Here is a 25,037-nt window from a genome sequence, read left to right as displayed (position 1 = left end):
TGGTTCGGGGACTTTGGCGCTGCGGGCGCCGGTACCGACGAGACGGAGGTCCTCGGTTCCCGAATAGGGAGGGACCGGAGGGACCGAATAGGCGGAAGTCCGGTGGGAAGCCCAGCGGCCGGGAGTCCGGCGGGTCCAGACCGCACGGACCGGGGCCGGGTCCGTGATCCGTTCGGTCAGGGGCGGATAACCTGGGGCGGGACCAGCCAGACCGGGGCGAACCGTGACGAGGGGGCCCCGACCTCGGCCGGTACGACCCCGGCGGGCACGGCCCCGGCGGGCACGACCCCGGCGGGCACGGCCCCGGCCGGTCAGGGCCCCAAGGGCACCGCGCCGACCGGCATCGGCCAGAACGGCACCGGCCAGAACGGCACCGGCCCGGACGCCGACAGGACGGACATCCTCCCCTCGGCCGCCCCGACCCGCGCCTTCCCCGCCCCCGTACCCGCACCCACGACCGCGCCCGGCCCCGCCACCGCCGCCCTCCGCGACCCCTGGCAGGACACCCCGGACGTCGGCGATCACACCCACGACCCGCACGAGGTGACGGTCCAGCTCGACGCCGTCCAGCTCGGCGACGGCGTTCTTCGCCGCGTCGACAGCGGGCACCGCAAGAGCGGCCCGGAACGCGAGTCCGACGGACCGGTCTTCGTCGACGCGTCCGGACGCCGCAGCCGCCTGTACCGCCGTCTCGGCATCGCCGTCGGCGTCGCCTGCGCGGTCTACGCCGTCGTCATCGTCTCCACGCTGCTGTCCGGCAACTCCAACGCGCCCTGGCTGCCCGTGGAGGGCCAGCAGGAGGGCAAGCCGGCCGGCCAGGTCGACACCACCCCGCTGCCCTCGCAGTCCGCGCGGCCCTCGGGCACCGGCAGCGCCGCTCCGCAGACCAGCCCCTCCGCCGGCACCGGCGTGACCACGGCGCCGGGCGCCGACGCCCCCGCGCCCGGTACGTCGGGTACCGCGCGGCAGCCCGGCACCAGCGCCGACCCCGAGCCCTCGGAGACCGGGGCCGGTACGCAGCCGGGCGGCGGCGGCGCGACCGACCCGGACCCGACGCAGTCGACGCAGGTTCCGCCGCCCGCCACCACGGACCCGTCGACCCCGGCGGGCGGCGGCGACCCCACGGTCGATCCGACCGCGCCCACGGTCGACCCCACAACGGGCACCGACCCGGGCGGCGGCGACACGACCGCCAACGGCGCGAGCGATCCCCTCTCCGCCGCCGGGCCCGCCGACCAGCCCGTCGCCGCCGGCCCGGACAACACCCCCACGTCCCCTTCCCTGTCCCCGGAGAACACCCTCTGATGGCATCCCGCACCCGCCGTCACGGGGCCGCGCGCAGCGCCCGTGACGGCGCCCGGCGCCGCCGCCTGCCCCTGCGTCTGCTGCTTCCGCTGCTCGTCCTCGCCGCCCTGTCGGCGATGCTCATGCTGCGCGGGTACGTGCACAGCGAGATCCTCGCCGACCACCGGGTCCAGCCGCCCGCCGCCACCGACCAGGTGCCGGAGAAGATCCTGGAGGGCGGCCCGGTCATCGACGCCCGCGGCGGCCGCACCGAGAGCCTGAGCGTGCCCGACCACCGCCTGGTCCTCACGTTCGACGACGGCCCGGACCCGACCTGGACGCCGCGGGTGCTGGACGTGCTGAAGAAGCACGACGCGCACGCGGTCTTCTTCGTCACCGGCACCATGGCCTCCCGCTACCCCGACCTCGTCGAGCGCATGGTCGACGAGGGCCACGAGGTGGGCCTGCACACCTTCAACCACCCCGACCTCTCCTTCCAGTCCAAGAAGCGCATCGACTGGGAGCTGTCGCAGAACCAGCTGGCGATCACCGGCGCGGCGGGCATCCGCACCTCGCTCTTCCGCCCGCCGTACTCCTCCTTCTCCGACGCCATGGACAACAAGTCCTGGCCGGTCACCGAGTACATCGGCAGCCGCGGCTACATCACCGTCGTCAACAACACCGACAGCGAGGACTGGCAGCGGCCCGGCGTCGACGAGATCATCCGCCGCGCCACGCCCAAGGACGGCGAGGGCGCCATCGTCCTGATGCACGACTCGGGCGGTGACCGCAGCCAGACGGTCGCGGCGCTGGACAGGTTCCTGCCCGACCTGCAGAAGAAGGGCTACGAGTTCGACAACCTCACCGAGGCCCTCGACGCGCCCAGCGCGATGAGTCCGGTGACCGGCGCCGAACTGTGGAAGGGCAAGGCCTGGGTCTTCCTCGTCCAGGCCTCGGAGAAGATCACCGACGGCCTGGTGGTGGGCCTGGCGATCATCGGGACCCTGGTCATCAGCCGCTTCGTGCTGATGCTGCTCCTCTCCGGCGTCCACGCCCGCCGGGTCCGCCGCAAGGGCTTCCGCTGGGGCCCGCCGGTGACCGAACCGGTGACGGTGCTGGTGCCGGCGTACAACGAGGCCAAGTGCATCGAGAACACCGTCCTCTCCCTGATGGCCAGTGACCACCCCGTCGAGGTCATCGTCATCGACGACGGCTCCAGCGACGGCACGGCCCGGATCGTCGAGGCGATGGGCCTGCCGGGCGTCCGGGTGATCCGCCAGCTCAACGCGGGCAAGCCGGCGGCGCTCAACCGCGGTCTGGCGAACGCCAGTCACGACATCGTCGTCATGATGGACGGCGACACGGTCTTCGAACCGTCCACCGTCCGCGAACTCGTCCAGCCCTTCGGCGACCCGAAGGTGGGCGCCGTGGCCGGCAACGCGAAGGTCGGCAACAAGGACAGCCTCATCGGCGCCTGGCAGCACATCGAGTACGTGATGGGCTTCAACCTGGACCGCCGGATGTACGACGTCCTCGGCTGCATGCCGACCATCCCCGGCGCGGTGGGCGCCTTCCGGCGCTCGGCGCTGGCACCGATCGGCGGCATGAGCGACGACACCCTCGCCGAGGACACCGACGTCACCATGGCGCTGCACCGCGCCGGCTGGCGCGTGGTCTACGCCGAGAACGCCCGCGCCTGGACCGAGGCCCCCGAGACCGTCCAGCAGCTGTGGTCCCAGCGCTACCGCTGGTCGTACGGCACCATGCAGGCCATCTGGAAGCACCGCCGCGCGGTGATCGAGAAGGGCCCCTCGGGCCGCTTCGGCCGCGTGGGCCTGCCCTTCGTCTCCCTGTTCATGGTCCTGGCCCCCCTCCTGGCCCCGCTGATCGACGTCTTCCTGCTCTACGGCATCGTCTTCGGCCCGACCCAGAAGACGATCGTGGCGTGGCTGGGCGTCCTGGCCATCCAGGCGGTCTGCGCGGCGTACGCCTTCCGTCTCGACCGCGAACGCATGACCCACCTGATCTCGCTGCCGCTGCAGCAGATCCTCTACCGCCAGCTCATGTACGTAGTGCTGCTCCAGTCCTGGATCACCGCGCTCACCGGCGGCCGCCTGCGCTGGCAGAAGCTCCGGCGCACCGGCGTGGTCGGGGCGCCCGGCGGCTCGGTGCCGCGCCAGGGTTCGCGGGGCAGCGATGATCGGAGGCCCGTGGCATGACCCACGGATACACGACCGGTACGGGTACGAACCCGGAGCCGGCCGGCCCGTACGGGGCCGCGGGGATGCCGTACGCCGTCCCGCAGCAGCGCACGACGGAGCCCGCACCCGGGCCCGCTCCCGCCCCGGCCGCCGGGAAACCGGGCCGCGACCGGTACCTGGACCTGCTGCGCTCCATCGCCCTGGTCCGCGTCGTGGTGTACCACCTGTTCGGCTGGGCCTGGCTGTCGGTGGTGTTCCCGTCGATGGGCGTGATGTTCGCGCTGGCGGGTTCGCTGATGGCGCGCTCGCTGAAGCGCCCGGCGATGGGCGTGATCCGCGGCCGCGTGCGCCGCCTCCTGCCGCCGATGTGGGCGTTCGCCGCGGTCGTGCTCGCGATGATGTTCGTGAACGGCTGGAACCCGACGGACGACCCGGACCGCGGGGGCACCTGGGGCCTGATCGAGCTGTTCAACTACATCGTGCCGATCGGCGCACCCCCCTATCCCTGGCACATCGGCTCCAAGTCCGGCCTGCTGGAAGACACCTGGGCGGTGCAGGCCGCGGGGCCGCTGTGGTATCTGCGCGCCTACCTGTGGTTCGTCATCGCCTCCCCGCTGCTGCTCTGGCTGTTCCGCAAGGCTCCCTGGCCGACGCTGCTCGCGCCGCTCGGCCTCACGGCGATCGTCGGCACGGGCGTGGTGACCATTCCCGGCGAGACGGGCAACGCCGTCACCGACTTCGCCGTCTACGGCGGCTGCTGGGTCCTGGGCTTCGCCCACCACGAGGGCCTGCTGAAGCAGATCCCGCGGTACGTCTCCGTCTCCTGCGCGTCCCTGATCATGGCCTTCGGCCTGTGGTGGGCCTCGAACCACCTGGGCCCCGACGGCTGGGACCTCAACGACATCCCGCTGGCCCAGGCCACCTGGTCGTTCGGGTTCGTCGTGATCCTGCTCCAGTACTCCCCGTCGTGGCGGGAACTCCCGGGGCGGCTGGCCAAGTGGGACAAGCTGGTGACCCTCTCCAACAACCGCGCGGTCACCATCTACCTGTGGCACAACCTGCTGATCATGGCGACCGTCCCGATCATCGACCTGGCCTACCAACTGCCCTTCATGCAGAGCGAGCGCGCGGTGGCCGCCCTCGACGGCGCGTACACGATCTGGATGTTCGCCCTCGTCTGGCCGCTCATCGGGCTGATGGTCCTCGCCGTGGGCTGGGTCGAGGACCTGGCGGCGAAGCGCAAGCCGCGGCTCTGGCCGAACGGCACGAAGCGCGCCGCCGGGAGCCGGCCCAGGGCGCGGGCGGCCCACCGGGGCTGACGCCGGGCGGGCCCGGGTACCGTGCCGACGCGTCCCGTGCGAGACTGCCCCGGTTGCGGAAGTGAACAGGGCGGCGCGAGCCGGTCAGGGGGACAAGCGGGATGAGTAAGCGCCAGACGCAGAAGATGCTCCGGCTGATGGCGAGCGGAGAACCGGTCGAGCTCACCAGTCCGATGGCGTCCGTGAAGAAGCTCGCCAAGCTCGCCTTCGTCGCCCAACAGTTCGGGTACGAGTACGCCGACGTACGGCAGGGCGGCGGGAGCAACAGCTCTCTCAGGATGCTGCTGGTCCCCGACCCCAGCCCGCAGGCGCGGAGCCGGGCCGCGCAGAACTGGGCGCAGTACCCGAACGCCGGCGACGGGGTGTCGGTGCCCCCGCTCGTGCCGGACGCCTTCGAACTCCTCAAGGCGCGGCTCAACTTCGACCTCACCGGCAAGAGCGCCGAGAAGCGGATGGGCTACGGCGCGCTCGGCGTCACCGTGGGCTGCGTGGTCCTCGCCTACCGCTTCGGCGGTGAGTCCGGCGACTTCGTCGTGGCCGCGATCGTCTGGCTGTGCGTCCTGGCGCTCCTGGGCGTCGGCCTCCTCGTCACCCGCAAGCGCAACGCCAAGTTCGCGGCGCGGCTGCAGGCCGCCGGGTTCGTGCCGGTGGCCGACGAGACGGGGCGGGTGCGGTACCTGGCGCCCGGGGCGCAGCTGCCGGGGCACGGGAATCCGTTCGGCGGCGTCGGCGGGCCCGTGGCCGGCGGCGCGCCGTACGGCTATCCGCAGGCACCCGCCGCTCCCGCCGCTCCCGCCGCACCCGCGGCGCCCGGTGGCTACGGACAGCCCGCGCCCGGCCCGTACGCCCCGCAGCAGCCGCCGTATCCGGCCCAGGCCGCTCAGCCCCCCTACGGGCAGCCGCAGCCGCAGCCGTACGCGCCGCCGCAGGCACAGCAGCCGTACCCGCCCCAGCCCTACCCCCAGCAGCAGCCTCCTCACTGGCAGCCCCAGCCCCCGCAGGGCTGACGGCGGACCCGCGGCGACCTCTCAACCCGCCCCGGCGCCGGGTGAGAGCAACGTTCCCTTCCGGTCATCCACAGCCCCACCGGCCCGAAACGCGTCCTCCCTACCTTCGGTGCAACCGAGATGTGGAGCACCGTGGAGGCGTCATGAGAGTCCCTGGAGGCCGCTGGATCCAGCACTGGGATCCGGAGGACGAGACCTTCTGGAAGGAGACGGGGGAGCGGGTCGCGCGGCGGAACCTGTTCTTCTCCGTCCTCTCCGAGCACATCGGGTTCTCGGTCTGGACGCTGTGGTCCGTGCTGGTGCTCTTCATGGGGCCCGAGTACGGGCTGACACCGGCCGACAAGTTCCTGCTGACGTCCGTGGTGACGCTCGTCGGGGCCGTCGTGCGGGTGCCCTACACCTTCGCGGTCGCGATCTTCGGCGGGCGGAACTGGACGATCGTCTCCGCCGGACTGCTGCTGGTGCCGACCGTGGCCGCGTTCACGGTCATGGAGCCGGGGACGTCCTTCTCGACCTTCCTCCTCGTCGGGCTGCTGGCCGGCATCGGCGGCGGCAACTTCGCCTCCTCCATGACCAACATCAACGCCTTCTTCCCGCTCAGGAAGAAGGGCTGGGCGCTCGGCCTCAACGCCGGGGGCGGGAACATCGGCGTGCCGGTCATCCAGCTGGCCGCGCTCGCGATCATCGGGGCGAGCGGCGGGCCGCGGGTGCTGCTCGGCATCTACATCCCGCTGATCCTGGTGGCCGCCGTCCTCGCGGCCTGCTTCATGGACAACCTCGCCTCCGTGAAGAACGACACCGGGGCCGCCAAGGACGCCGCCCGGGAAGCCCACACCTGGATCATGGCCGTGCTGTACATCGGCACGTTCGGGTCGTTCATCGGCTACAGCTTCGCCTTCGGGCAGGTGCTGCAGACCCAGTTCGGGCGGAGTCCGCTGCAGGCGGCGTACCTCACCTTCATCGGTCCGCTGCTCGGCTCGCTGATCCGGCCGCTGGGGGGCAGGCTCGCCGACCGGTACGGCGGCGCGCGGATCACGCTGTGGAACTTCGTCGCCATGGCCGCCGCCACCGCCGTACTCGTCGCGGCCAGCATGGCGAAGTCGCTCGCGCTGTTCGTCGCCGTGTTCGTGGTGCTGTTCGTGCTCAGCGGGCTCGGCAACGGCTCGACGTTCAAGATGATCCCCGGCATCTTCCAGAACAAGGCGCTCGCCGAGGGACTGAGGGGGGAGGAGGCCGTGGCGTACGGGCGGCGGCTCTCCGGTGCCTCCATGGGGCTGATCGGCGCGGTGGGCGCGCTCGGCGGCGTCGCCATCAACCTCGCCTTCCGGCAGTCCTTCCTCTCCCTCGGCTCGGGCACCGGCGCGTTCGTGGCCTTCCTCGCCTTCTACGCCGTCTGCTTCGCCGTCACGTGGGCGGTATACCTTCGCCGCCCCGCCGCAGGACCGCCGGACGGCCCGGCGGGTCCGGCGGAGGCGAAGGACCGGCTCAGCTACGCCCAGGTATGACGTAACACTGGTGACATGAAGCCGAACCGAGCCCGTCACGCACCGTTGGCAGGCTCGGTCGGCACGTGAGTATGCACGTGGGTGTGAACGATCGGAGCGCGGCGAGCCATGGACGACGAACAGCAGCGGCCTGACCACGGTCCCCTGGCCGGATTCACCGTGGGCGTGACCGCCGCCCGCCGGGCCGACGAACTGGGCGCGCTGCTCCAGCGGCGCGGTGCCGCCGTCCTGCACGCCCCGGCGCTCAGGATCGTGCCGCTCGCCGACGACAGCGAGCTGCTGGCCGCGACCAAGCAGCTCATCGACCAGGCGCCGGACGTCGTCGTGGCCACCACCGCCATCGGGTTCCGGGGGTGGGTCGAGGCCGCCGACGGCTGGGGGCTGGGCGACGCCCTGCTGGAGCGGCTGCGCGCGGTGGAGCTGCTCGCGCGCGGGCCAAAGGTCAAGGGCGCGGTCCGGGCCGCCGGGCTGACGGAGGAGTGGTCGCCGGCCTCCGAGTCCATGGCCGAGGTACTCGACCGGCTGCTGGAGGAGGGCGTCGACGGCCGCCGGATCGCCGTACAGCTGCACGGTGAGCCGCTGCCGGGGTTCGTGGAGGCGCTGCGGGCGGGCGGTGCGGAGGTCGTCGGGGTACCCGTCTACCGGTGGCTCCCGCCGGAGGACCTCGGGCCCGTGGACCGTCTGCTGGACGCCACCGTCTCGCACGGGGTGGACGCGGTGACGTTCACCAGCGCGCCCGCCGCCGCGTCCCTCCTCACCCGCGCCGAGGAGCGCGGCATGCTGCCCGAGCTGCTCGCCGCCCTCGGACACGACGTGCTGCCCGCCTGCGTCGGACCGGTCACCGCGGTGCCGCTCCAGGCGCACGGCGTCGACACGTCCCAGCCCGAACGCTTCCGGCTGGGCCCCCTCGTACAACTGCTCTGCCAGGAGCTGCCGGCCCGCGCCCGTGCCCTGCCCGTCGCCGGGCACCGACTGGAGATCCGCGGGCACGCGGTGCTGGTCGACGGGGAACTCAGGACCGTGCCGCCCGCCGGCATGTCCCTGCTGCGGGCGCTGTCCCGGCAGCCGGGCTGGGTCGTGCCCCGGGCCGAACTGCTGCGGGCGCTGCCGGGCACCGGCCGCGACGAACACGCCGTCGAGACGGCGATGGCCCGCCTGCGTACGTCCCTCGGCGCCCCCAAGCTGATCCAGACGGTGGTGAAACGCGGCTACCGCCTGGCCCTGGACCCGGCGACGGACGCCAAGTACACGGACGGGTGAGGCGGTACGAGGGGTTCCGGGCACGGGAGCGGGCAGGCACTGTAGGAGGAGCGGTCCACCTGCTCCCCTTCTCGGCCCGCCCCACCGGGCAACCCCTAGGCGGTGACAGGAACATGGCACTGGGTACGGCCACCGACCCGTACGAGCTGCGCTTCGACACCGGGCGGATCTGCCTGGACCTCATCGCCACCACCCATCCCATGGAACGGCTCGACCGCGTCGAGGCGCTGCGTGCCTGGATCACCGGCTCCGGGCTCGTCCCGCCCGGCACCCCACTGGCCCACGCCGACGCGGTCTGGCTGACCGGCTTCCGTGAACTGCGCGGCCAGACCACCCGCCTGGTCCGCTCCAGGGCCGCGCCCGGCACCCACCCGTACGACCTCGCGCTGGCCCGCGTCAACGACCTCGCCGTCGCCGCGCCCCCGGCCCCGCGCGCGGTCCACGGCGAGGACGGCGCGCTGGTCAGGGAGTTGACCGGGCCGCCCGAGTGCGCGGCGCTGCTCGGCGCCCTCGCCCGGGACGCCGTGGAACTGCTCACCGACCCCGTCGCGCGGGCGAGTCTGCGGCAGTGCGAGGGCGACAACTGCCCGATCGTGTACGTGGACACCTCCCGTGGACGCCGCCGGCGCTGGTGCTCCAGTGAGATCTGCGGCAACCGCGAGCGCGTCGCCCGACACCGCCGCCGCGCCGCCCTCGCCCGATAGGTACGGCGGTAAGTACGGCTACGCCCCGTTCGTCGCACCACCTCCGAGAAACTGTCATCTCGCTTTGAACACGCCGCACTTCGCGTCCGTACCGAATGGGCGAGCGACCGACTGGGGGAACCCCCGGACATCGGAGGTGGGCGTGCGCAAGGATTCCGTCGTGGCCAATGAACGTGGTGCGAGGGCCCGACATCGCATGTCCCAGGCGCCCTCGGAACCCGACGAGGAGCTGATGCGCGCGCTGTACCGGGAGCACGCCGGCCCCTTGCTGGCCTACGTGCTGCGGCTGGTCGCGGGCGACCGGCAGCGCGCCGAGGACGTCGTCCAGGAGACGCTCATCCGTGCCTGGAAGAACGCCGGTCAGCTCAACCGTGCGACCGGATCGGTACGCCCCTGGCTGGTGACGGTCGCCCGGCGCATCGTCATCGACGGCCACCGCAGCCGGCAGGCCCGGCCGCAGGAGGTCGATCCGTCGCCGCTGGAGGTCATCCCCGCGGAGGACGAGATCGACAAGGCGCTGTGGCTGATGACGCTGTCGGACGCGCTCGACGACCTGACCCCGGCTCACCGGGAGGTCCTCGTCGAGACGTACTTCAAGGGGCGTACCGTCAATGAGGCGGCGCAGACACTGGGCATACCCAGCGGCACCGTTCGCTCCCGGGTGTTCTACGCCCTGCGTTCGATGAAGCTGGCTCTGGAGGAGCGGGGGGTGACGGCGTGATGAGCGGGTACGGGGGAGTTCAGGGATTCGGCGAGGGATTCGGCCCGGGTGACACGGGTAATCCTGTCCCCATGCAGGGATCACCGGCGCCGAACGAGCACGAGACCGTCGGCGCCTACGCCCTCGGCATCCTCGACGACGCGGAGGCGACCGCCTTCGAGGCGCACCTCGCCACCTGCGAATGGTGCGCCCAGCAGCTCGACGAGCTGGCCGGGATGGAGCCCATGATGGCCGCGCTCGCGGACCTGCCGGGTACCGGCACGCCCGCGATCGCCGAGTCGCTGACGGCCAGGCCGAGCCCGCGGCTGGCGGAGAAGCTGGTCGACGAGGTCGCCGAGCGCCGAGCGAGCAAACGCCGCCGCAACTTCTACCTGGTGGGCACCGCCGCCGCGCTGATCATCGGCGGCCCGTTCGCCGCCGTGGCGACGACGGGCGGCGGCGGTGACGACGGCGGCGGGGGCGGCGGGAAGAAGACCGAGGCCACCCGGCAGGCCGCGAGCCCCGCCGAGTCCGCCTTCGCCGCCATGCCCGACCGGGTCACGGCGACCGACCCGACCACCGAGGTCAGCGCGACCGTGGCCCTGCAGAAGAAGGCCTGGGGCACCGACGCGGTCCTGGAACTGAAGAACCTCAAGGGCCCCGAGAAGTGCTCCCTGATCGCCGTCGGCAAGAACGGCGAACGCGAGACGGTCACCTCCTGGTCGGTCCCGGACTGGGGGTACGGCATCCCGGACGCCACCACCGACAAGGGCAAGAAGCCGCTCTACGTGCAGGGCGGCGCCGCCTTCGAGCCCAACCAGATCGACCGCTTCGAGGTCATGACCTTCGACGGCGAGCGGCTGGTGGAGGTGGACGCGTAGGCCCGTCACCGGACGGGCCGTGGCTTCCGGGTCCCCCTTCGCGTACCTTTGACGGCTGCCCAGCACGTCAGAAGGGGGCCCGGTGGCCGCACAGGCGCAACAGGACTCAGCGGTCGACTCGGTTCACGACTCCGTACGGGAGGACTCCGTACGGGAGGACTCCGTACGGGACCGAGAGATCAGCGTGGAACAGGCACACCTGGACCGGGTGTACCGCCGCCTCGAGGAGAAGATCCACGAGGCCGAGTTCCTCATGCACGACGCCGCGCAGCGCGGCCACGTCGGCACGCCCGGCGCGCTGGCCGAGCGCGACGCGCAGGTCTTCCGGGCCGGCATCCACCTCAGCCGCCTGAACAACGAGTTCGAGGACTTCCTCTTCGGCCGTATCGACCTGCTCCTCGGCAAGGACGGCAAGAAGGGCCCGGACGGCGCGTACACGGCCGTCGAGCCCGCCGAGGGCGCTCTGCGGCCCGACAACACCGCCGACATCGCCGAGACCCTGCACATCGGCCGCATCGGCGTCCTGGACGAGGACTACGCCCCGCTGGTCATCGACTGGCGGGCGCCCGCCGCGGCCCCCTTCTACCGGTCCACGCCGGTCGATCCGGGACGGGTCGTGCGCCGCCGCGTGATCCGCTCCAAGGGACGGCGCGTCCTCGGCGTCGAGGACGACCTCATGCGGCCCGAGATCAGGGCCCGCCTGGACGGCGACGAGCTGGCCGTGGTCGGCGACGGCGCCCTGATGGCCGCCCTCGGACAGGCCCGCACGCACTCCATGCGGGACATCGTGGCCTCCATCCAGGCCGAGCAGGACCTGGTGATCCGCGCCCCCGCCGCCTCCGTGACGTACGTCGAGGGCGGCCCCGGCACCGGCAAGACCGCCGTCGCCCTGCACCGGGCGGCGTACCTGCTCTACCAGGACCGGCGCCGGTACGCGGGCGGCATCCTCATCGTCTCGCCGACCCCGCTCCTCGTGGCGTACACCGAGGGCGTGCTGCCCTCCCTCGGCGAGGAGGGGCAGGTCGCCATCCGCGCGATCGGCTCGCTGACCGAAGGCGCCGAGGCCACGCTGTACGACTCCCCGGCCACCGCCCGCGCCAAGGGCTCCTCCCGGATGCTCAGGGTGCTGCGCAGGGCCGCGCGCGGAGCGCTGGAGCCGAGCGACTCCCCGACCCTGCTGCGGGTCGTCGCCTTCGGCCGGCGGCTGGAACTGGAGGCGGAGGAGCTGGCCGGCATCCGCCGCACCGTGCTCGGCGGCACCGCGCCCGTCAACCTGCTGCGTCCCCGCGCCCGCCGGCTGCTCCTGGACGCCCTGTGGGCCAAGTCGGGCGCCGGTACCCGGCACAGCGACCCCGAGCTGGCCGCCGAGCTGCGTTCCTCCTTCGACGAGGACGTCAGCTCCGAGGACTCCTTCACCGCCTTCCTCGACGCCTGGTGGCCGGAGCTGACCCCGGGCGCCGTGCTGGCGGCCATGGCGGACGAGCGGCGCCTCGGCCGCTGGGCCCGGCGCGTGCTCAACCCGGGCGAGGTGCGCAAGGTGGCCCGTTCGCTGCGGCGCGAGGGCCACTCCGTGCACGACATCGCGCTGCTCGACGAGCTCCAGGCGATCGTCGGCACCCCGGCCCGCCCCCGCAAGCGGCGCGAGCTGGACCCGCTGGACCAGCTCACCGGCCTGGACGAGCTGATGCCGCAGCGCGAGGAGACCCAGTGGGAACGCGCCGAGCGCCTCGCGCAGGAGCGCACCGAGTACGCGCACGTCATCGTCGACGAGGCCCAGGACCTCACCCCCATGCAGTGGCGGATGGTGGGCCGTCGCGGCCGGCACGCCACGTGGACGGTCGTCGGCGACCCGGCCCAGTCCTCCTGGTCCGACCCCGACGAGGCGGCCGCGGCCCGCGACGAGGCCCTGGGCTCCCGCCCGCGCCGCCGCTTCGAGCTGACCGTCAACTACCGCAACCCGGCGGAGATCGCCGAGCTGGCGGCCAAGGTGCTCGCCCTCGCCATGCCGGGCTCCGAGTCCCCGACGGCGGTGCGCTCGACGGGCGTGGAACCGCGTTTCGCGGTGGTGGAGGACACCCTCGCCGAGTCGGTCCGGGCGGAGGCGGCCCGGCTGCTGGACCTCGTCGACGGCACGGTCGGCGTCGTGGTCGCGATGAACCGCCGCGAGGAGGCCCGGCGCTGGCTGGCCGGGCTCGGCGACCGCGTGGTGGCCCTCGGCAGCCTGGAGGCCAAGGGTCTGGAGTACGACGCCACGGTCGTCGTCTCGCCGGCCGAGATCGCCGACGAGTCGCCCGCCGGGCTGCGCGTGCTGTACGTCGCCCTGACCCGGGCCACCCAGCAGCTGACGGTCGTCTCCTGCGAGCGGGACGAGCCGGACGCCGCGGGGGTGCCGGACCTGCTGCGCGACTGAGGCAAGGGGGCACCGGGAGATGCGAGAGGCCCGCGCCGTTCCCACGGCGCGGGCCTCTCGTCCTCTTCGTTTAAGTGGCACCGACCCGCCATGCTCGCCTCGCGGCAAGTGGTCGCTCTGAGCGACGAAGGTTGGGCCCGGGGGCTTGGATCGAGCCGGTGCCACGTCCAAGGTAACAAACGATCCCCGCAAGACAATTCCCGTCCCGCGGGTTCTTTCCCGGGACGGCGCCCCTCTTCCGTCGACCCGCAACTTCTCGTATGGTGGAAGTAGTTTTCCGAAAGTGCTCAGGATCCGGTGGAGACGGTGCGCGAACACAAAGTTCGCAATCCGGGGTGGCTACCACGTACTCAGTGGTAGGTGCGACGATCGGACGGCACAACGCAGTTACACGGTGAAAGCAGAGGAAGTCGGCCATGGCAACGGCGCCCAGCGTCTCCTACTCGATGACGGTCCGACTGGAGGTGCCCGCGGGCGGGACAGCGGTCTCGCAGCTCACCACCGCGGTGGAGTCCGCCGGCGGCTCCGTCACCGGCCTCGACGTCACGGCCTCCGGCCACGACAAGCTCCGTATCGACGTCACCATCGCCGCGGGCTCGACCTCCCACGCCGACGAGATCGTGGAGCAGCTGCGCGGCATCGAGGGCGTCAGCCTGGGCAAGGTCTCCGACCGTACCTTCCTGATGCACCTCGGTGGCAAGATCGAGATGGCGTCGAAGCACCCCATCCGCAACCGTGACGACCTGTCCATGATCTACACGCCGGGTGTGGCCCGCGTCTGCATGGCGATCGCCGAGAACCCCGAGGACGCCCGCCGCCTGACCATCAAGCGCAACTCCGTTGCGGTCGTGACGGACGGCTCCGCGGTGCTGGGCCTCGGCAACATCGGCCCGAAGGCCGCCCTGCCGGTCATGGAGGGCAAGGCGGCCCTGTTCAAGCGCTTCGCCGGCATCGACGCCTGGCCGATCTGCCTCGACACCCAGGACACCGACGCGATCGTCGAGATCGTCAAGGCCATCGCCCCGGGCTTCGCCGGCATCAACCTGGAGGACATCTCCGCCCCCCGCTGCTTCGAGATCGAGGCCCGGCTGCGCGAGGCCCTCGACATCCCCGTCTTCCACGACGACCAGCACGGCACCGCGATCGTCGTCCTCGCCGCCCTGACCAACGCCCTGCGCGTCGTCGACAAGCCCATCGAGAACGTACGGGTCGTCATGTCCGGCGCCGGCGCGGCGGGTACGGCCATCCTCAAGCTGCTGACCGCCGCGGGTGTGAAGAACGCGGTCGTCGCCGACATCCACGGCGTCGTGCACGCGGGCCGCGCGGACCTGGTCGACGCCGCGCCCGAGTCGGCGCTGCGCTGGATCGCCGACAACACCAACCCCGAGGGCCTCACCGGCACCCTGAAGGAGGCCGTGCACGGCGCCGACGTCTTCATCGGCGTCTCGGCCCCGAACGTCCTGGACGGCGCGGACGTGGCCGCCATGGCCGACGGTGCGATCGTGTTCGCGCTCGCGAACCCCGACCCCGAGGTCGACCCGGCGATCGCCCGCCAGACCGCGGCGGTCGTCGCCACCGGCCGCTCCGACTTCCCGAACCAGATCAACAACGTGCTGGTCTTCCCGGGCGTGTTCCGGGGCCTGCTGGACGCGCAGTCCCGCACGGTCAACACCGAGATGATGCTGGCCGCCGCGCACGCCCTCGCGGACGTGGTGACCGAGGACGAGATCAACCCGAACTACATCATCCCCAGCGTCTTCAACGACAAGGTCGCCGGTGCCGTCGCGGGCGCCGTGCGGGAGGCGGCGAAGGCCGCCGGAGTGGTGGCGTAGCACCCGGACGGAGTGTGTGCGGCCTGTGCCGTGGTGGTGAGGATCACCACGGCGGGCCGCCCTACCGGCGCGTCGCGGGATGTCGGGCCTGGGATCGCCCTCTAGGGTTGCGCAAGGCTCAGGCCCTCTTCTCGTGTGACTCCCAAGGGTGTTCTCACGACTCCTGGGGGTGCCGGATTGGCTTTACCGCCGCAGGTGGAGGCAGGATGCCTCCCTGGGCGCGAGGGTCTGACGACCGACCCGGGTCCGGGGAGTGTCCGAGGACCCTGGCAGCATCGGCATCGCTGTGCCCAACATGCGGCTCCGCCGCGTGGCACGCCTCAACGGCAAGAAGAACACGGGAGTAACAACATGAACCGCAGTGAGCTGGTGGCCGCGCTGGCCGACCGCGCCGAGGTGACCCGCAAGGACGCCGACGCCGTGCTGGCCGCGTTCGCCGAGGTTGTCGGCGACATCGTCTCCAAGGGCGACGAGAAGGTCACCATCCCCGGCTTCCTGACCTTCGAGCGCACCCACCGTGCCGCTCGCACCGCCCGCAACCCGCAGACCGGCGAGCCGATCCAGATCCCGGCCGGCTACAGCGTCAAGGTCTCCGCGGGCTCGAAGCTCAAGGAAGCCGCCAAGGGCAAGTGACCCTGCCGTACGTTCGTCCCAGGACGGCGTACACGGCGTAGTGACGTAGAAGGGGCGGCCACCTTCCCAGGTGGCCGCCCCTTCGTCGTACCTACGATCAGCCGAGCGCCTTGCCCGGCAGTTCCACCTTCGCGCCCAGTTCCACGAGCTTCTCCATGAAGTTCTCGTAGCCCCGGTTGATCAGGTCGATGCCGTGGACCCGGGAGGTGCCCTGGGCCGCGAGGGCGGCGATGAGGTAGGAGAAGCCGCCGCGCAGGTCGGGGATGACCAGGTCGGCGCCCTCCAGCTTGGTCGGTCCGGAGACGACGGCCGAGTGCAGGAAGTTGCGCTGGCCGAAGCGGCAGTGGGAGCCGCCGAGGCACTCGCGGTAGAGCTGGATGTGGGCGCCCATCTGGTTGAGCGCGGAGGTGAAGCCGAGCCGGGACTCGTAGACCGTCTCGTGGACGATGGACAGACCCGTGGCCTGCGTCAGGGCGACCACCAGAGGCTGCTGCCAGTCCGTCTGGAAGCCGGGGTGCACGTCCGTCTCCAGGGCGATGGACTTCAGCTGCCCGCCCGGGTGCCAGAAGCGGATGCCCTCGTCGTCGATCTCGAAGGCGCCGCCCACCTTCCGGTAGGTGTTCAGGAACGTCATCATCGAGCGCTGCTGGGCGCCGCGGACGTAGACGTTCCCCTCGGTCGCCAGCGCCGCAGAGGCCCAGGAGGCGGCTTCCAGGCGGTCCGAGAGGGCGCGGTGGGTGTAGCCGCCCAGCTCGTCCACACCGGTGATGCGGATCGTGCGGTCGGTGTCCATCGCGATGATCGCGCCCATTTTCTGCAGTACGCAGATCAGGTCCTCGATCTCCGGCTCCACGGCGGCGTTGGACAGCTCCGTGACGCCCTCGGCCAGCACGGCCGTCAGCAGCACCTGCTCGGTCGCGCCGACGGACGGGTACGGCAGGTTGATCTTCGTACCGCGCAGCCGCTGCGGGGCCTCCAGGTACTGGCCGTCCGCCCGCTTCTCGATCTTCGCGCCGAACTGCCGCAGCACCTCGAAGTGGAAGTCGATGGGCCGGCCGCCGATGTCGCAGCCGCCCAGACCCGGGATGAAGGCGTGCCCGAGTCGGTGCAGCAGCGGGCCGCAGAACAGGATCGGGATGCGCGACGAGCCCGCGTGGGCGTCGATGTCGGCGACGTTCGCGCTCTCCACGTGGGAGGGGTCGAGCACCAGCTCGCCGGGCTCCTCTCCCGGACGGACGGTCACCCCGTGCAGTTGCAGCAGTCCGCGTACGACCCGCACGTCGCGGATGTCCGGCACATTGCGCAGCCGGCTCGGCGCACTGCCCAGCAGGGCGGCCACCATGGCCTTCGGTACGAGGTTCTTCGCACCGCGGACCCGGAGCTCGCCCTCCAGCGGGGTTCCGCCGTGGACAAGCAGTACGTCATCAGCGCCGTTGACGGTCATGAATCTCGCGTTCCGTGGGGGTTGGGCAGGGGCCAGAAGGGAAAGGGTAATCGCCTTGTACCCCCCTTCAGTAAGCCTGTGCACGGTCCGGCAACGTCATGGGTTTGTCACAACACGAACCGTTCACCGGTGGGCACGGGCGGTCACGGCGGCGGCGCGCGCACGGCGCACGCGTTCACCCCCGTGCCCCCGATTGCCTCCCCACGGGAGGGGAACATGCGGGATCATGTCAGGCATGACCGAGGTGTCCTCGCTCACGGGGCGGCTGCTCGTGGCAACGCCCGCCCTGGCGGACCCGAACTTCGAGCGTGCGGTGGTGCTCCTCCTCGACCACGACGAGGAGGGCTCCCTCGGTGTTGTCCTCAACCGTCCCACGCCGGTCGACGTGGGCGACATCCTGGAGGACTGGGCGGACCTGACCGGCGAACCCGGCGTCGTCTTCCAGGGCGGCCCGGTATCGCTCGACTCGGCCCTGGGCGTGGCCGTCGTCCCCGGCGGGGCGTCCGGGGAGAGGGCGCCGCTGGGCTGGCGCCGGGTGCACGGCGCGATCGGGCTGGTGGACCTGGAGGCGCCGCCGGAGCTGCTGGCCCCCGCCGTGGGCGCCCTGCGGATCTTCGCCGGGTACGCGGGCTGGGGCCCCGGACAGCTGGAGGACGAGCTGACGGAGGGCGCCTGGTACGTGGTGGAGTCCGAGCCCGGCGACGTGTCCTGCCCGGTGCCCGAGAGACTCTGGCGCGAGGTGCTGCGCCGCCAGCGGGGCGACCTGGCGATGGTGGCGACGTATCCGGACGACCCCTCGCTCAACTGATCTCCCGGCCGAAGCGTGTGAGCTCCAATACCCCGGCTTTAAGTACCCTGGCATGCATGAGCACTCTCGAGCCCGAGCGCGGGACTGGTACGGGGACCCTCGTTGAACCGACACCGCAGACCTCCCACGGTGACGGTGACCACGAGCGCTTCGCCCATTACGTCCAGAAGGACAAGATCATGGCGAGCGCCCTCGACGGCACCCCCGTCGTGGCGCTGTGCGGCAAGGTCTGGGTACCGGGCCGCGACCCGAAGAAGTACCCGGTCTGCCCCATGTGCAAGGAGATCTACGAGTCCATGAGCGGCGGCGGAGACGAGGGCAAGGGCGGCAAGGGCGGCGACAAGAAGTAGCAGCCTTCCCGGCCGAGTTCTTCGAAGGCCCCCGGAGTGTGCCCGCGCGCACTCCGGGGGCCTTCGTGTTGTCACGAAGTGGTTGAGACCTCTTGTGGACACGTTCATGTACTCCATAACCTCCTGGGTGTTGTGCAGAGCGAAACCGTCATTGCATATGTTGCAACGCACGCCCGGAGGCACACTCCATGAAGCTCGCCCCCCGCCTGGCCGTATCGCTGGCCGCCGCCGTCGTCACCGCGACCGCCTGCGCCCCCCAGACGTCCGACAACTCCTCCTCCGGCAAGGACGAGAAGAGCGGCACGCTACGGGTCTGGCTCTTCCAGGAGGTCAACACCAAGCCGAAGGAAAAAGTCGTCGACGCGGTCCTCGCCGACTTCGAGAAGGCGCACAAGGGCACGAAGGTCGACGTCGAGTACATCCCCGTCGAGACCCGCGCCCAGCGCATCAAGGCCGCCTTCAACGACCCCGCCAGCGCCCCCGACGTCATCGAGTACGGCAACACCGACACCGCCGGCTACGTCAAGGACGGCGGGCTGATGGACGTCACCGAGGACTTCGGGGCCTGGGACGAGGCCAAGGACGCCGACCCCACCGCCCGGCAGTCCGTCACCGTGGACGGCAAGGTCTACGGCGCCCCCTACTTCGTCGGCGTCCGCGCCCTGTACTACCGCACCGACGTCTTCGACGAACTCGGCCTCCAGGCCCCGAAGTCGCTGGACGAACTGGCGTCCACCGCGAAGAAGATCCGCGACGCGAAGCCCGACCTGTACGGCATCGCGGTCGGCGGGGCCTACACCTACGGCGCGATGCCCTTCATCTGGGCGGACGGCGGCGAACTCGCCACCGGCAAGGGCGGCTCGTACGCCTCGGCGATCGACAGCGCCGCCGCCCGGAAGGGCATCAAGGCGTACACGTCCCTCTTCGGCGACGACAACTGCCCCGCCGCGAAGTGCGCCGGCATGGGCGGCAACGACACCGTCACCGCGTTCGCCTCCGGCAAGGCGGCCATGGCGATCGGCGGCGACTTCAGCCGCCAGGCCGTGGATGCCGGGAAGGTGAAGGGCGAGTACGCGGTCGTGCCGCTGCCGGGCGTGAAGCCCGGCTCGATCGCCCCGGCCTTCGCGGGCGGCAACAACATCGGCGTCCTGAAGAGCACTTCGCACCGCACCCTCGCCGTCGACCTGATGAAGCGGCTCGCGTCGAAGCAGGCGCAGGGCGAGATGTTCGACGCGATGGGCTTCCTGCCGACCTTCACGGACGTACGGCAGCGGGTCGCGGCCGAGGAGCCGTTCGTGAAGCCGTTCGTCGACACCCTCGCCGCGGGCACGAAGTTCGTGCCGGCCTCGCCCGCGTGGGCGACGATCGACTCGTCGCAGGTGCTGCCGACGATGTTCCAGGAGGTGGTCAGCGGCAAGGAGGACGTGGGCGCTGCCGCTGGGGACGCGGCTCGGAAGATGGACGACGCGTTCGGCTCCGCCGGATGACGGTTTCGCCCAGTAGCTCGGGGGGCACGGTTCGCGGGCGGGTGCAGGTCCGTGGTGGCTTGTCGCGCCCACGCGGCGGAAGTAGCCGCAAGTCCGACACAGCCCCGCGCCCCTTCGGGCGCTCCTCCAGTGTCCCTTGGTTGTATCTCGCGCCCGCTCTTGTTGTCCTCGGTGGGTTGCTGGTCTACCCCGTCTACCAGCTCGGGCTGATCTCCTTTCTGGAGTACACGCAGGCGCAGGTCTCCGGCGGAGAACCGACCACCTTCCGCGGATTCGGCAACTACGCGGAACTCTTCGCGGACGCGCGGTTCTGGCAGGTGCTGCTCGCCACCGTCGTGTTCGCGGCGGCCTGTGTGGTGTCGACGCTGGCCGTCGGGTGTGCGCTCGCCGTGCTGCTCACTCGGGTGCGTGCCCTGCCCCGGCTCGCGCTGATGCTGGCCGCCCTCGGAGCCTGGGCGACCCCGGCGGTCACCGGGTCGACGGTGTGGCTGCTGCTGTTCGACCCGGACTTCGGGCCCGTCAACCGGATGCTGGGCCTCGGCGACCACTCCTGGACGTACGGGCGCTTCAGCGCCTTCGCCCTCGTCCTGCTCGAAGTGGTCTGGTGCTCCTTCCCGTTCGTCATGGTCACCGTCTACGCCGGGATCCGCGCCGTGCCGGCCGAGGTGCTGGAGGCCGCCGCCCTGGACGGCGCCTCGCAGTGGCGCATCTGGCGGTCGGTGCTCGCTCCGATGCTCCGGCCGATCCTGGTGGTCGTCACCATCCAGTCGGTCATCTGGGACTTCAAGGTCTTCACCCAGATCTACGTCATGACCAACGGAGGCGGCATCGCCGGCCAGAACCTCGTCCTCAACGTCTACGCCTACCAGAAGGCGTTCGCGTCCTCGCAGTACAGCCTCGGCTCGGCGATCGGCGTCGTGATGCTGCTGATCCTGCTCGCCGTGACGCTGGTCTACCTGCGGCTGCTGCGCCGCCAAGGGGAGGAGCTGTGAATCTTCCGCGCGCGCGTGTGCGCCGTCCGTGGCGGCTGGCGGCCGAGGCCTCGGCGCTGCTGATCTCGGTCGTGGTGGCCTTCCCGCTGTACTGGATGGTGCTGAGCGCCTTCAAACCGGCCGGGGAGATCGAGTCGGACGAGCCGCGTCCGTGGACCCTGGCGCCATCGCTCGATTCCTTCCGGCGGGTCTTCGGGCAGCAGGAATTCGGTCGTTACTTTCTCAACAGTCTGCTCGTGGCGGGCACCGTCGTGATCGCCTCGGCGCTGATCGCGTTCCTCGCGGCGACCGCGGTGACGCGTTTCCGGTTCCGTTTCCGGACCACCCTGCTGATCATGTTCCTGGTGGCCCAGATGGTGCCCGTGGAGGCGCTCACCATCCCGCTGTTCTTCCTCATGCGGGACTTCGGCCAGTTGAACACGCTGGGTTCGCTGATCCTGCCCCACATCGCCTTCTCGCTGCCGTTCGCGATCTGGATGCTGCGAGGGTTTGTGAAAGCCGTGCCGGAAGCCCTGGAGGAGGCCGCCTACATCGACGGGGCGAGCCGGGCGCGATTCCTGTGGCAGATCCTTTTCCCGCTGGTCTTCCCGGGGCTGGTGGCCACCAGCGTCTTCTCCTTCATCTCGACCTGGAACGACTTCCTGTTCGCCAAGTCGTTCATCATCAGCGACACCTCCCAGTCGACGCTGCCGATGGCGCTGCTGGTCTTCTACAAACCGGACGACCCCGACTGGGGCGGTGTGATGGCCGCTTCCACGGTGATGACGATTCCGGTGCTGGTCTTCTTCGTACTCGTGCAACGACGACTCGTCTCCGGCCTCGGCGGAGCGGTAAAGGACTGACTTGAATCCTCCCCTCCCTGAAGGGGGAGGGGATTTCTGGCTCAGGCCGCCTCCTGGAGCAGCGCTCCAGGAGGTCTTCCGCCGTCGGCACCAGCCGGGTCGAGACCAGCCCGGAGGAGCATGACGCGTGCGGAGTTCTTGTCTCTGGGGGAGACGGTCCCGCAGGCGGTGCAGGTGTAGGTACGTTCCGAGAGGGGGAGTGCGTGCTTGGTTCTCGTTCCGCACTGGGCGCAGTCCTTGGTGGTGTGCGCGGGGTGTACGAGGCGGACGTCCCGCCCGTGTTTGCGGCCCATCTCGGTCAGGGCGGCCTTGGTGGCGCCGATGGCGGCGTCAGCGGCCTTGCGGGCCATGGTGGACTTGGCCAGGAACTTCGGACGGAAGTCCGCGACCGCGATCGTGTCGTGGTCGCGGACGATCTTCTTGGCCCACTTGCGGCCGGTGTCCGCACGCTGCCTCGCAACCTGCTTGTGGGCTTTCGCCCGCAGTTTCCGCGCCTCGCGGTAGCCCTTCGTCCCGGGTTGGCCCTTTTTCGGCTTGCGGCGGGCCGTCATCCGGTCGTACCGGGCCAGCTTCGCCCGAGCCTCCCCGCCATGCCCGGGGTGCGGCAGGTCGTGCGCGTCGGACGTGGTGGTCGCGGTCTCACTCACGCCCCAGTCGACACCGAGGACGCGGCCGGTCTTCGGCAGGGGCTGGAGTTGGGCGGGTACGACGAACGAGCAGTACCAGTGCCCGAGACTGTCCTGGTACACGCGGACCGAGGATGGCTCACCCGGCAGTTCCCGCGACCACACCACCGTCAGGACGATGCGTCCCGCCAGGTGCAGCCGGCCGTCCTCCAGCCGGAACCCGCGCCGGGTGTAGTCGAGAGTCGGCAGTGCTTCACGCGTGGTCTTCCACTTCGGCATCCCGGCCTGGCGCGCCATCGGCAGGCGCTCTGTGATGTCCTTGTGTGCCTTGGCGCGGGAGCGGCCGAAGTCGCGGATGACCTGCTGCTGGGGAACCGACGAGCCCTCACGCGGCCATGGCGTGCGGGCGCGGGCCTCGGTGCGCATCCTGTCGAGCTGCGCCGGGCCGCACGTGGTCTTCTCGCCGGTGGACGTGTTGTGCAGGTGCGCGGCCCTGGACTTGGCGACGCACTCGTTCCACACCCAGCGGTACCGGTCCCACTCCGCCGTCAGAGTGGTGCGGGCGGCGGACGACACACGCAACCGGTACGTGTACCGGGCACGTCCGGCCCCCGCACCCGCCCCCACCAGTGCCATCTCGCCCCCTCTCGTCCGCCACTCCGACCAGCGATCACAGGCACACGCGTTCGCATCACCCCAGCAAAAGCGCAGCGGTACGGGCGCTCCGCGCCCGAACCGGATACGGCGACGCTCCGCGCCGCGACACCCGGATGCGATTCCCTCCCCCGGCGCGGGCGCTGGGGTCTCCTCGCAAGGAACAGGTGACTGACGTGACAGACGTAATTCCCCAGCCGCAGCAAGTGACGTGCCACGAGCGCGACTTCTTCGGTCTCGGCCCGGACACCAAGGTGGTGGCGGACGACGGTACGGAGCACACCGAGCGCTGGCTGCGCGCCACGCTGGGCGCCGCGACCGGCCTGCCGCTCGCGCCCGGGTCGGGGGGCGACGGCGTCGTCCGCCTGTCCCTCGACGGTGAGCTGGGCGCCGAGGGATACCGCCTCGTCGTCGAACCGACGGGCGTGCACCTGACGGGCGGTGGTCCGGACGGCCTCTTCTGGGGCGCTCAGACGCTCCGGCAACTGCTCGGCCCGGACGCCTTCCGGCGCGCACCGCTCCCTGGACGCCGGTGGCGGCTGCCCCTGGTCCGGATCGAGGACGCCCCCCGCTTCCCCTGGCGCGGCCTCATGCTGGACGTCGCCCGGCACTTCATGCCCAAGGAAGGCGTCCTGCGTTACCTGGACCTGATGGCCGCGCACAAACTCAACGTCCTGCACTTCCATCTGACGGACGACCAGGGCTGGCGCGTGGAGATCAAACGCCATCCGAAGCTCACCGAGACCGGCTCCTGGCGGGCGCGCACCAAATACGGCCACCGTGCCTCACCGCTCTGGGAGGACAAACCCCACGGCGGTTTCTACACCCAGGACGACATCCGGGAGATCGTCGCCTACGCCGCCGAGCGGCACATCACCGTCGTCCCCGAAATCGACGTACCCGGACACTCGCAGGCCGCCATCGCCGCGTATCCGGAACTCGGCAACACGGACGTGATCGACACCACCGCCCTCTCCGTCTGGGACACCTGGGGGGTCTCCCCGAACGTACTCGCCCCCACCGAGAACACACTGCGCTTCTACGAGGGCGTGTTCGAGGAACTCCTGGAGCTTTTCCCCTCGGAGTTCATCCACATCGGCGGCGACGAATGCCCCAAGGACCAGTGGCGGCACTCGGCCACCGCACAGGCGCGCATCGAGGAACTCGCCCTCGCCGACGAGGACGAACTCCAGGCCTGGTTCATCCAGCACTTCGACACCTGGCTCGCCGAACGCGGACGCCGGCTCATCGGCTGGGACGAGATCCTTGAGGGCGGACTGGCCAAGGGCGCGGCCGTGTCCTCCTGGCGCGGGTACGCCGGCGGGGTCGCCGCCGCGCGCGCGGGACACGACGTCGTCATGTGCCCCGAGCAGCAGGTGTACCTGGACCACCGGCAGCACGCGGGCGAGGACGAACCCGTGCCTGTCGGCTTCGTGCGCACCCTGGAGGACGTCTACCGGTTCGAGCCGGTTCCGGCGGAGCTGACGCCGGACGAGTCCGGACACGTGCTCGGCACCCAGGCGAACGTGTGGACCGAGGTGATGGAGAACCAGGCGCGCGTGGACTACCAGACGTTCCCGAGGCTCGCCGCGTTCGCCGAGGTCGCCTGGAGTGCCCTGCCCGCCCCGGCCGACCGGGACTTCGCCGACTTCGAGCGCCGGATGGCCGCCCACTACCGGCGACTTGACGCCCTGGGCGTCGGCTACCGGCCGCCCGGCGGCCCGCTGCCCTGGCAGCGGCGGCCCGGTGTGCTCGGCCGGCCGATCGACGGACCGCCGCCGAACAAGTAAGGCGAACGGGCGAGGCTAACAGGCAAAGCGAACAGGCAAAGCGAACAGGCAAGGCGCACAAGTAAGGCGCACAAGTAAGGAGAAAGCCCCGAAACGCCACAGAGGAGTGGCAACTCTCGCTCATCGCACTCACCTCTGATTGTCGGCTGATTGCCGGAGATCCCGTGTGAAATCGGACCATCTCGCCGACGAGGTGGGCGAATGCCTCCTAGCGGACCCCCGCGTTCGGGCCCTGCAAAGATGTGCCAGAGTTGCCACGTCCGCCCTGTCAGGTCGTACCGTACGGCCACATGGGCGGGACCAGGTGG

20 protein-coding genes are annotated in these 25,037 nt (G+C 71.0%); 18 read left to right on the top strand and 2 right to left on the bottom strand.

The window, feature by feature from the left end; translation table 11 throughout:
- Positions 1 to 102 precede the first annotated feature (102 nt).
- From ACFW48_RS03750 to ACFW48_RS03695, 12 genes are all read left to right on the top strand, one after another.
- Positions 103 to 1,305, top strand: a complete 1,203-nt coding sequence (locus tag ACFW48_RS03750) for a hypothetical protein (protein WP_386310134.1) — start codon at positions 103 to 105, stop codon at positions 1,303 to 1,305.
- Complete coding sequence (locus ACFW48_RS03745; protein WP_386310131.1) at positions 1,305 to 3,503, top strand: polysaccharide deacetylase family protein; 2,199 nt, start codon at positions 1,305 to 1,307, stop codon at positions 3,501 to 3,503. Before ACFW48_RS03750 ends, ACFW48_RS03745 begins: the two co-directional genes overlap by 1 nt.
- Positions 3,500 to 4,804 (top strand): acyltransferase, encoded by a 1,305-nt coding sequence (locus tag ACFW48_RS03740; RefSeq protein WP_386310128.1) that lies wholly within the window; start codon positions 3,500 to 3,502, stop codon positions 4,802 to 4,804. Before ACFW48_RS03745 ends, ACFW48_RS03740 begins: the two co-directional genes overlap by 4 nt.
- A gap of 101 nt (positions 4,805 to 4,905) precedes the next feature.
- Positions 4,906 to 5,811 carry a hypothetical protein gene (locus ACFW48_RS03735; protein ID WP_386310127.1) on the top strand — a complete coding sequence of 302 codons (906 nt, stop codon included), beginning with the start codon at positions 4,906 to 4,908 and terminating at the stop codon, positions 5,809 to 5,811.
- A gap of 143 nt (positions 5,812 to 5,954) precedes the next feature.
- On the top strand, positions 5,955 to 7,316 hold the full coding sequence (locus ACFW48_RS03730; protein ID WP_386310124.1) for a nitrate/nitrite transporter: 1,362 nt from the start codon (positions 5,955 to 5,957) through the stop codon (positions 7,314 to 7,316).
- Positions 7,317 to 7,424: 108 nt separating this feature from the next.
- Positions 7,425 to 8,576, top strand: coding sequence for a uroporphyrinogen-III synthase (locus tag ACFW48_RS03725; protein ID WP_386310122.1), 1,152 nt, complete (start codon positions 7,425 to 7,427; stop codon positions 8,574 to 8,576).
- A 113-nt stretch (positions 8,577 to 8,689) separates the two neighbouring features.
- Complete coding sequence (locus tag ACFW48_RS03720; RefSeq protein ID WP_386310120.1) at positions 8,690 to 9,280, top strand: CGNR zinc finger domain-containing protein; 591 nt, start codon at positions 8,690 to 8,692, stop codon at positions 9,278 to 9,280.
- A gap of 196 nt (positions 9,281 to 9,476) precedes the next feature.
- Positions 9,477 to 10,001 (top strand): sigma-70 family RNA polymerase sigma factor, encoded by a 525-nt coding sequence (locus ACFW48_RS03715; protein WP_247696390.1) that lies wholly within the window; start codon positions 9,477 to 9,479, stop codon positions 9,999 to 10,001.
- Between the two features lie 71 nt (positions 10,002 to 10,072).
- A complete protein-coding gene (locus ACFW48_RS03710) occupies positions 10,073 to 10,861 on the top strand; it encodes a zf-HC2 domain-containing protein (RefSeq protein ID WP_386310117.1) in 789 nt (262 codons plus the stop codon).
- Between the two features lie 82 nt (positions 10,862 to 10,943).
- On the top strand, positions 10,944 to 13,271 hold the full coding sequence (locus ACFW48_RS03705; protein ID WP_386310115.1) for a HelD family protein: 2,328 nt from the start codon (positions 10,944 to 10,946) through the stop codon (positions 13,269 to 13,271).
- A gap of 416 nt (positions 13,272 to 13,687) precedes the next feature.
- Positions 13,688 to 15,103: an NAD-dependent malic enzyme gene (locus ACFW48_RS03700; protein ID WP_386310113.1), complete on the top strand. Its 1,416-nt coding sequence runs from the start codon at positions 13,688 to 13,690 to the stop codon at positions 15,101 to 15,103.
- A gap of 351 nt (positions 15,104 to 15,454) precedes the next feature.
- Complete coding sequence (locus tag ACFW48_RS03695) at positions 15,455 to 15,736, top strand: HU family DNA-binding protein (RefSeq protein ID WP_003950507.1); 282 nt, start codon at positions 15,455 to 15,457, stop codon at positions 15,734 to 15,736.
- Between the two features lie 97 nt (positions 15,737 to 15,833).
- Here the strand turns inward: ACFW48_RS03695 and murA are convergent, their stop codons facing one another.
- The gene (gene murA, locus ACFW48_RS03690; RefSeq protein ID WP_121747244.1) at positions 15,834 to 17,180 is read right to left on the bottom strand and encodes a UDP-N-acetylglucosamine 1-carboxyvinyltransferase; all 1,347 of its coding nucleotides are present in this window, start codon (positions 17,178 to 17,180) and stop codon (positions 15,834 to 15,836) included.
- A 235-nt stretch (positions 17,181 to 17,415) separates the two neighbouring features.
- Here murA and ACFW48_RS03685 point away from each other — a divergent pair, with 235 nt between their 5' ends.
- From ACFW48_RS03685 to ACFW48_RS03665, 5 genes are all read left to right on the top strand, one after another.
- Complete coding sequence (locus tag ACFW48_RS03685; RefSeq protein WP_386310111.1) at positions 17,416 to 17,988, top strand: YqgE/AlgH family protein; 573 nt, start codon at positions 17,416 to 17,418, stop codon at positions 17,986 to 17,988.
- Positions 17,989 to 18,044: 56 nt separating this feature from the next.
- The gene (locus ACFW48_RS03680; protein WP_055417189.1) at positions 18,045 to 18,338 is read left to right on the top strand and encodes a DUF3039 domain-containing protein; all 294 of its coding nucleotides are present in this window, start codon (positions 18,045 to 18,047) and stop codon (positions 18,336 to 18,338) included.
- Positions 18,339 to 18,526: 188 nt separating this feature from the next.
- On the top strand, positions 18,527 to 19,825 hold the full coding sequence (locus ACFW48_RS03675) for an extracellular solute-binding protein (RefSeq protein ID WP_386310109.1): 1,299 nt from the start codon (positions 18,527 to 18,529) through the stop codon (positions 19,823 to 19,825).
- Positions 19,822 to 20,817, top strand: a complete 996-nt coding sequence (locus ACFW48_RS03670) for a carbohydrate ABC transporter permease (RefSeq protein WP_386310107.1) — start codon at positions 19,822 to 19,824, stop codon at positions 20,815 to 20,817. The genes ACFW48_RS03675 and ACFW48_RS03670 overlap by 4 nt, the downstream gene beginning before the upstream one ends.
- Positions 20,814 to 21,659, top strand: a complete 846-nt coding sequence (locus tag ACFW48_RS03665; protein WP_386310105.1) for a carbohydrate ABC transporter permease — start codon at positions 20,814 to 20,816, stop codon at positions 21,657 to 21,659. The genes ACFW48_RS03670 and ACFW48_RS03665 overlap by 4 nt, the downstream gene beginning before the upstream one ends.
- Positions 21,660 to 21,700: 41 nt before the next feature.
- Here the strand turns inward: ACFW48_RS03665 and ACFW48_RS03660 are convergent, their stop codons facing one another.
- Complete coding sequence (locus tag ACFW48_RS03660) at positions 21,701 to 22,921, bottom strand: RNA-guided endonuclease InsQ/TnpB family protein (RefSeq protein ID WP_386310103.1); 1,221 nt, start codon at positions 22,919 to 22,921, stop codon at positions 21,701 to 21,703.
- Positions 22,922 to 23,055: 134 nt separating this feature from the next.
- Here ACFW48_RS03660 and ACFW48_RS03655 point away from each other — a divergent pair, with 134 nt between their 5' ends.
- On the top strand, positions 23,056 to 24,729 hold the full coding sequence (locus ACFW48_RS03655) for a beta-N-acetylhexosaminidase (protein ID WP_386310102.1): 1,674 nt from the start codon (positions 23,056 to 23,058) through the stop codon (positions 24,727 to 24,729).
- The last annotated feature ends 308 nt before the right edge of the window (positions 24,730 to 25,037 follow it).

Source organism: Streptomyces sp. NPDC058812 (genome assembly GCF_042744565.1).
GTDB classification, from domain to species: Bacteria; Actinomycetota; Actinomycetes; order Streptomycetales; family Streptomycetaceae; genus Streptomyces; species Streptomyces thinghirensis.
The sequence above is the reverse complement of the archived record's forward strand: the minus strand, read 5'-3'. Positions and strand labels throughout refer to the sequence as shown.

Bases quoted from the DNA above. Each gene is read 5' to 3' on its own strand.
- ACFW48_RS03745 (WP_386310131.1), top strand. From the start codon at position 1,305: ATGGCATCCCGCACCCGCCGTCACGGGGCCGCGCGCAGCGCCCGTGAC.
- ACFW48_RS03740 (WP_386310128.1), top strand. From the start codon at position 3,500: ATGACCCACGGATACACGACCGGTACGGGTACGAACCCGGAGCCGGCC.
- ACFW48_RS03735 (WP_386310127.1), top strand. From the start codon at position 4,906: ATGAGTAAGCGCCAGACGCAGAAGATGCTCCGGCTGATGGCGAGCGGA.
- ACFW48_RS03730 (WP_386310124.1), top strand. From the start codon at position 5,955: ATGAGAGTCCCTGGAGGCCGCTGGATCCAGCACTGGGATCCGGAGGAC.
- ACFW48_RS03725 (WP_386310122.1), top strand. From the start codon at position 7,425: ATGGACGACGAACAGCAGCGGCCTGACCACGGTCCCCTGGCCGGATTC.
- ACFW48_RS03720 (WP_386310120.1), top strand. From the start codon at position 8,690: ATGGCACTGGGTACGGCCACCGACCCGTACGAGCTGCGCTTCGACACC.
- ACFW48_RS03715 (WP_247696390.1), top strand. From the start codon at position 9,477: ATGTCCCAGGCGCCCTCGGAACCCGACGAGGAGCTGATGCGCGCGCTG.
- ACFW48_RS03710 (WP_386310117.1), top strand. From the start codon at position 10,073: ATGCAGGGATCACCGGCGCCGAACGAGCACGAGACCGTCGGCGCCTAC.
- ACFW48_RS03700 (WP_386310113.1), top strand. From the start codon at position 13,688: ATGGCAACGGCGCCCAGCGTCTCCTACTCGATGACGGTCCGACTGGAG.
- ACFW48_RS03695 (WP_003950507.1), top strand. From the start codon at position 15,455: ATGAACCGCAGTGAGCTGGTGGCCGCGCTGGCCGACCGCGCCGAGGTG.
- murA (WP_121747244.1), bottom strand. From the start codon at position 17,180: ATGACCGTCAACGGCGCTGATGACGTACTGCTTGTCCACGGCGGAACC.
- ACFW48_RS03685 (WP_386310111.1), top strand. From the start codon at position 17,416: ATGACCGAGGTGTCCTCGCTCACGGGGCGGCTGCTCGTGGCAACGCCC.
- ACFW48_RS03680 (WP_055417189.1), top strand. From the start codon at position 18,045: ATGAGCACTCTCGAGCCCGAGCGCGGGACTGGTACGGGGACCCTCGTT.
- ACFW48_RS03675 (WP_386310109.1), top strand. From the start codon at position 18,527: ATGAAGCTCGCCCCCCGCCTGGCCGTATCGCTGGCCGCCGCCGTCGTC.
- ACFW48_RS03670 (WP_386310107.1), top strand. From the start codon at position 19,822: ATGACGGTTTCGCCCAGTAGCTCGGGGGGCACGGTTCGCGGGCGGGTG.
- ACFW48_RS03660 (WP_386310103.1), bottom strand. From the start codon at position 22,921: ATGGCACTGGTGGGGGCGGGTGCGGGGGCCGGACGTGCCCGGTACACG.
- ACFW48_RS03655 (WP_386310102.1), top strand. From the start codon at position 23,056: ATGCGATTCCCTCCCCCGGCGCGGGCGCTGGGGTCTCCTCGCAAGGAA.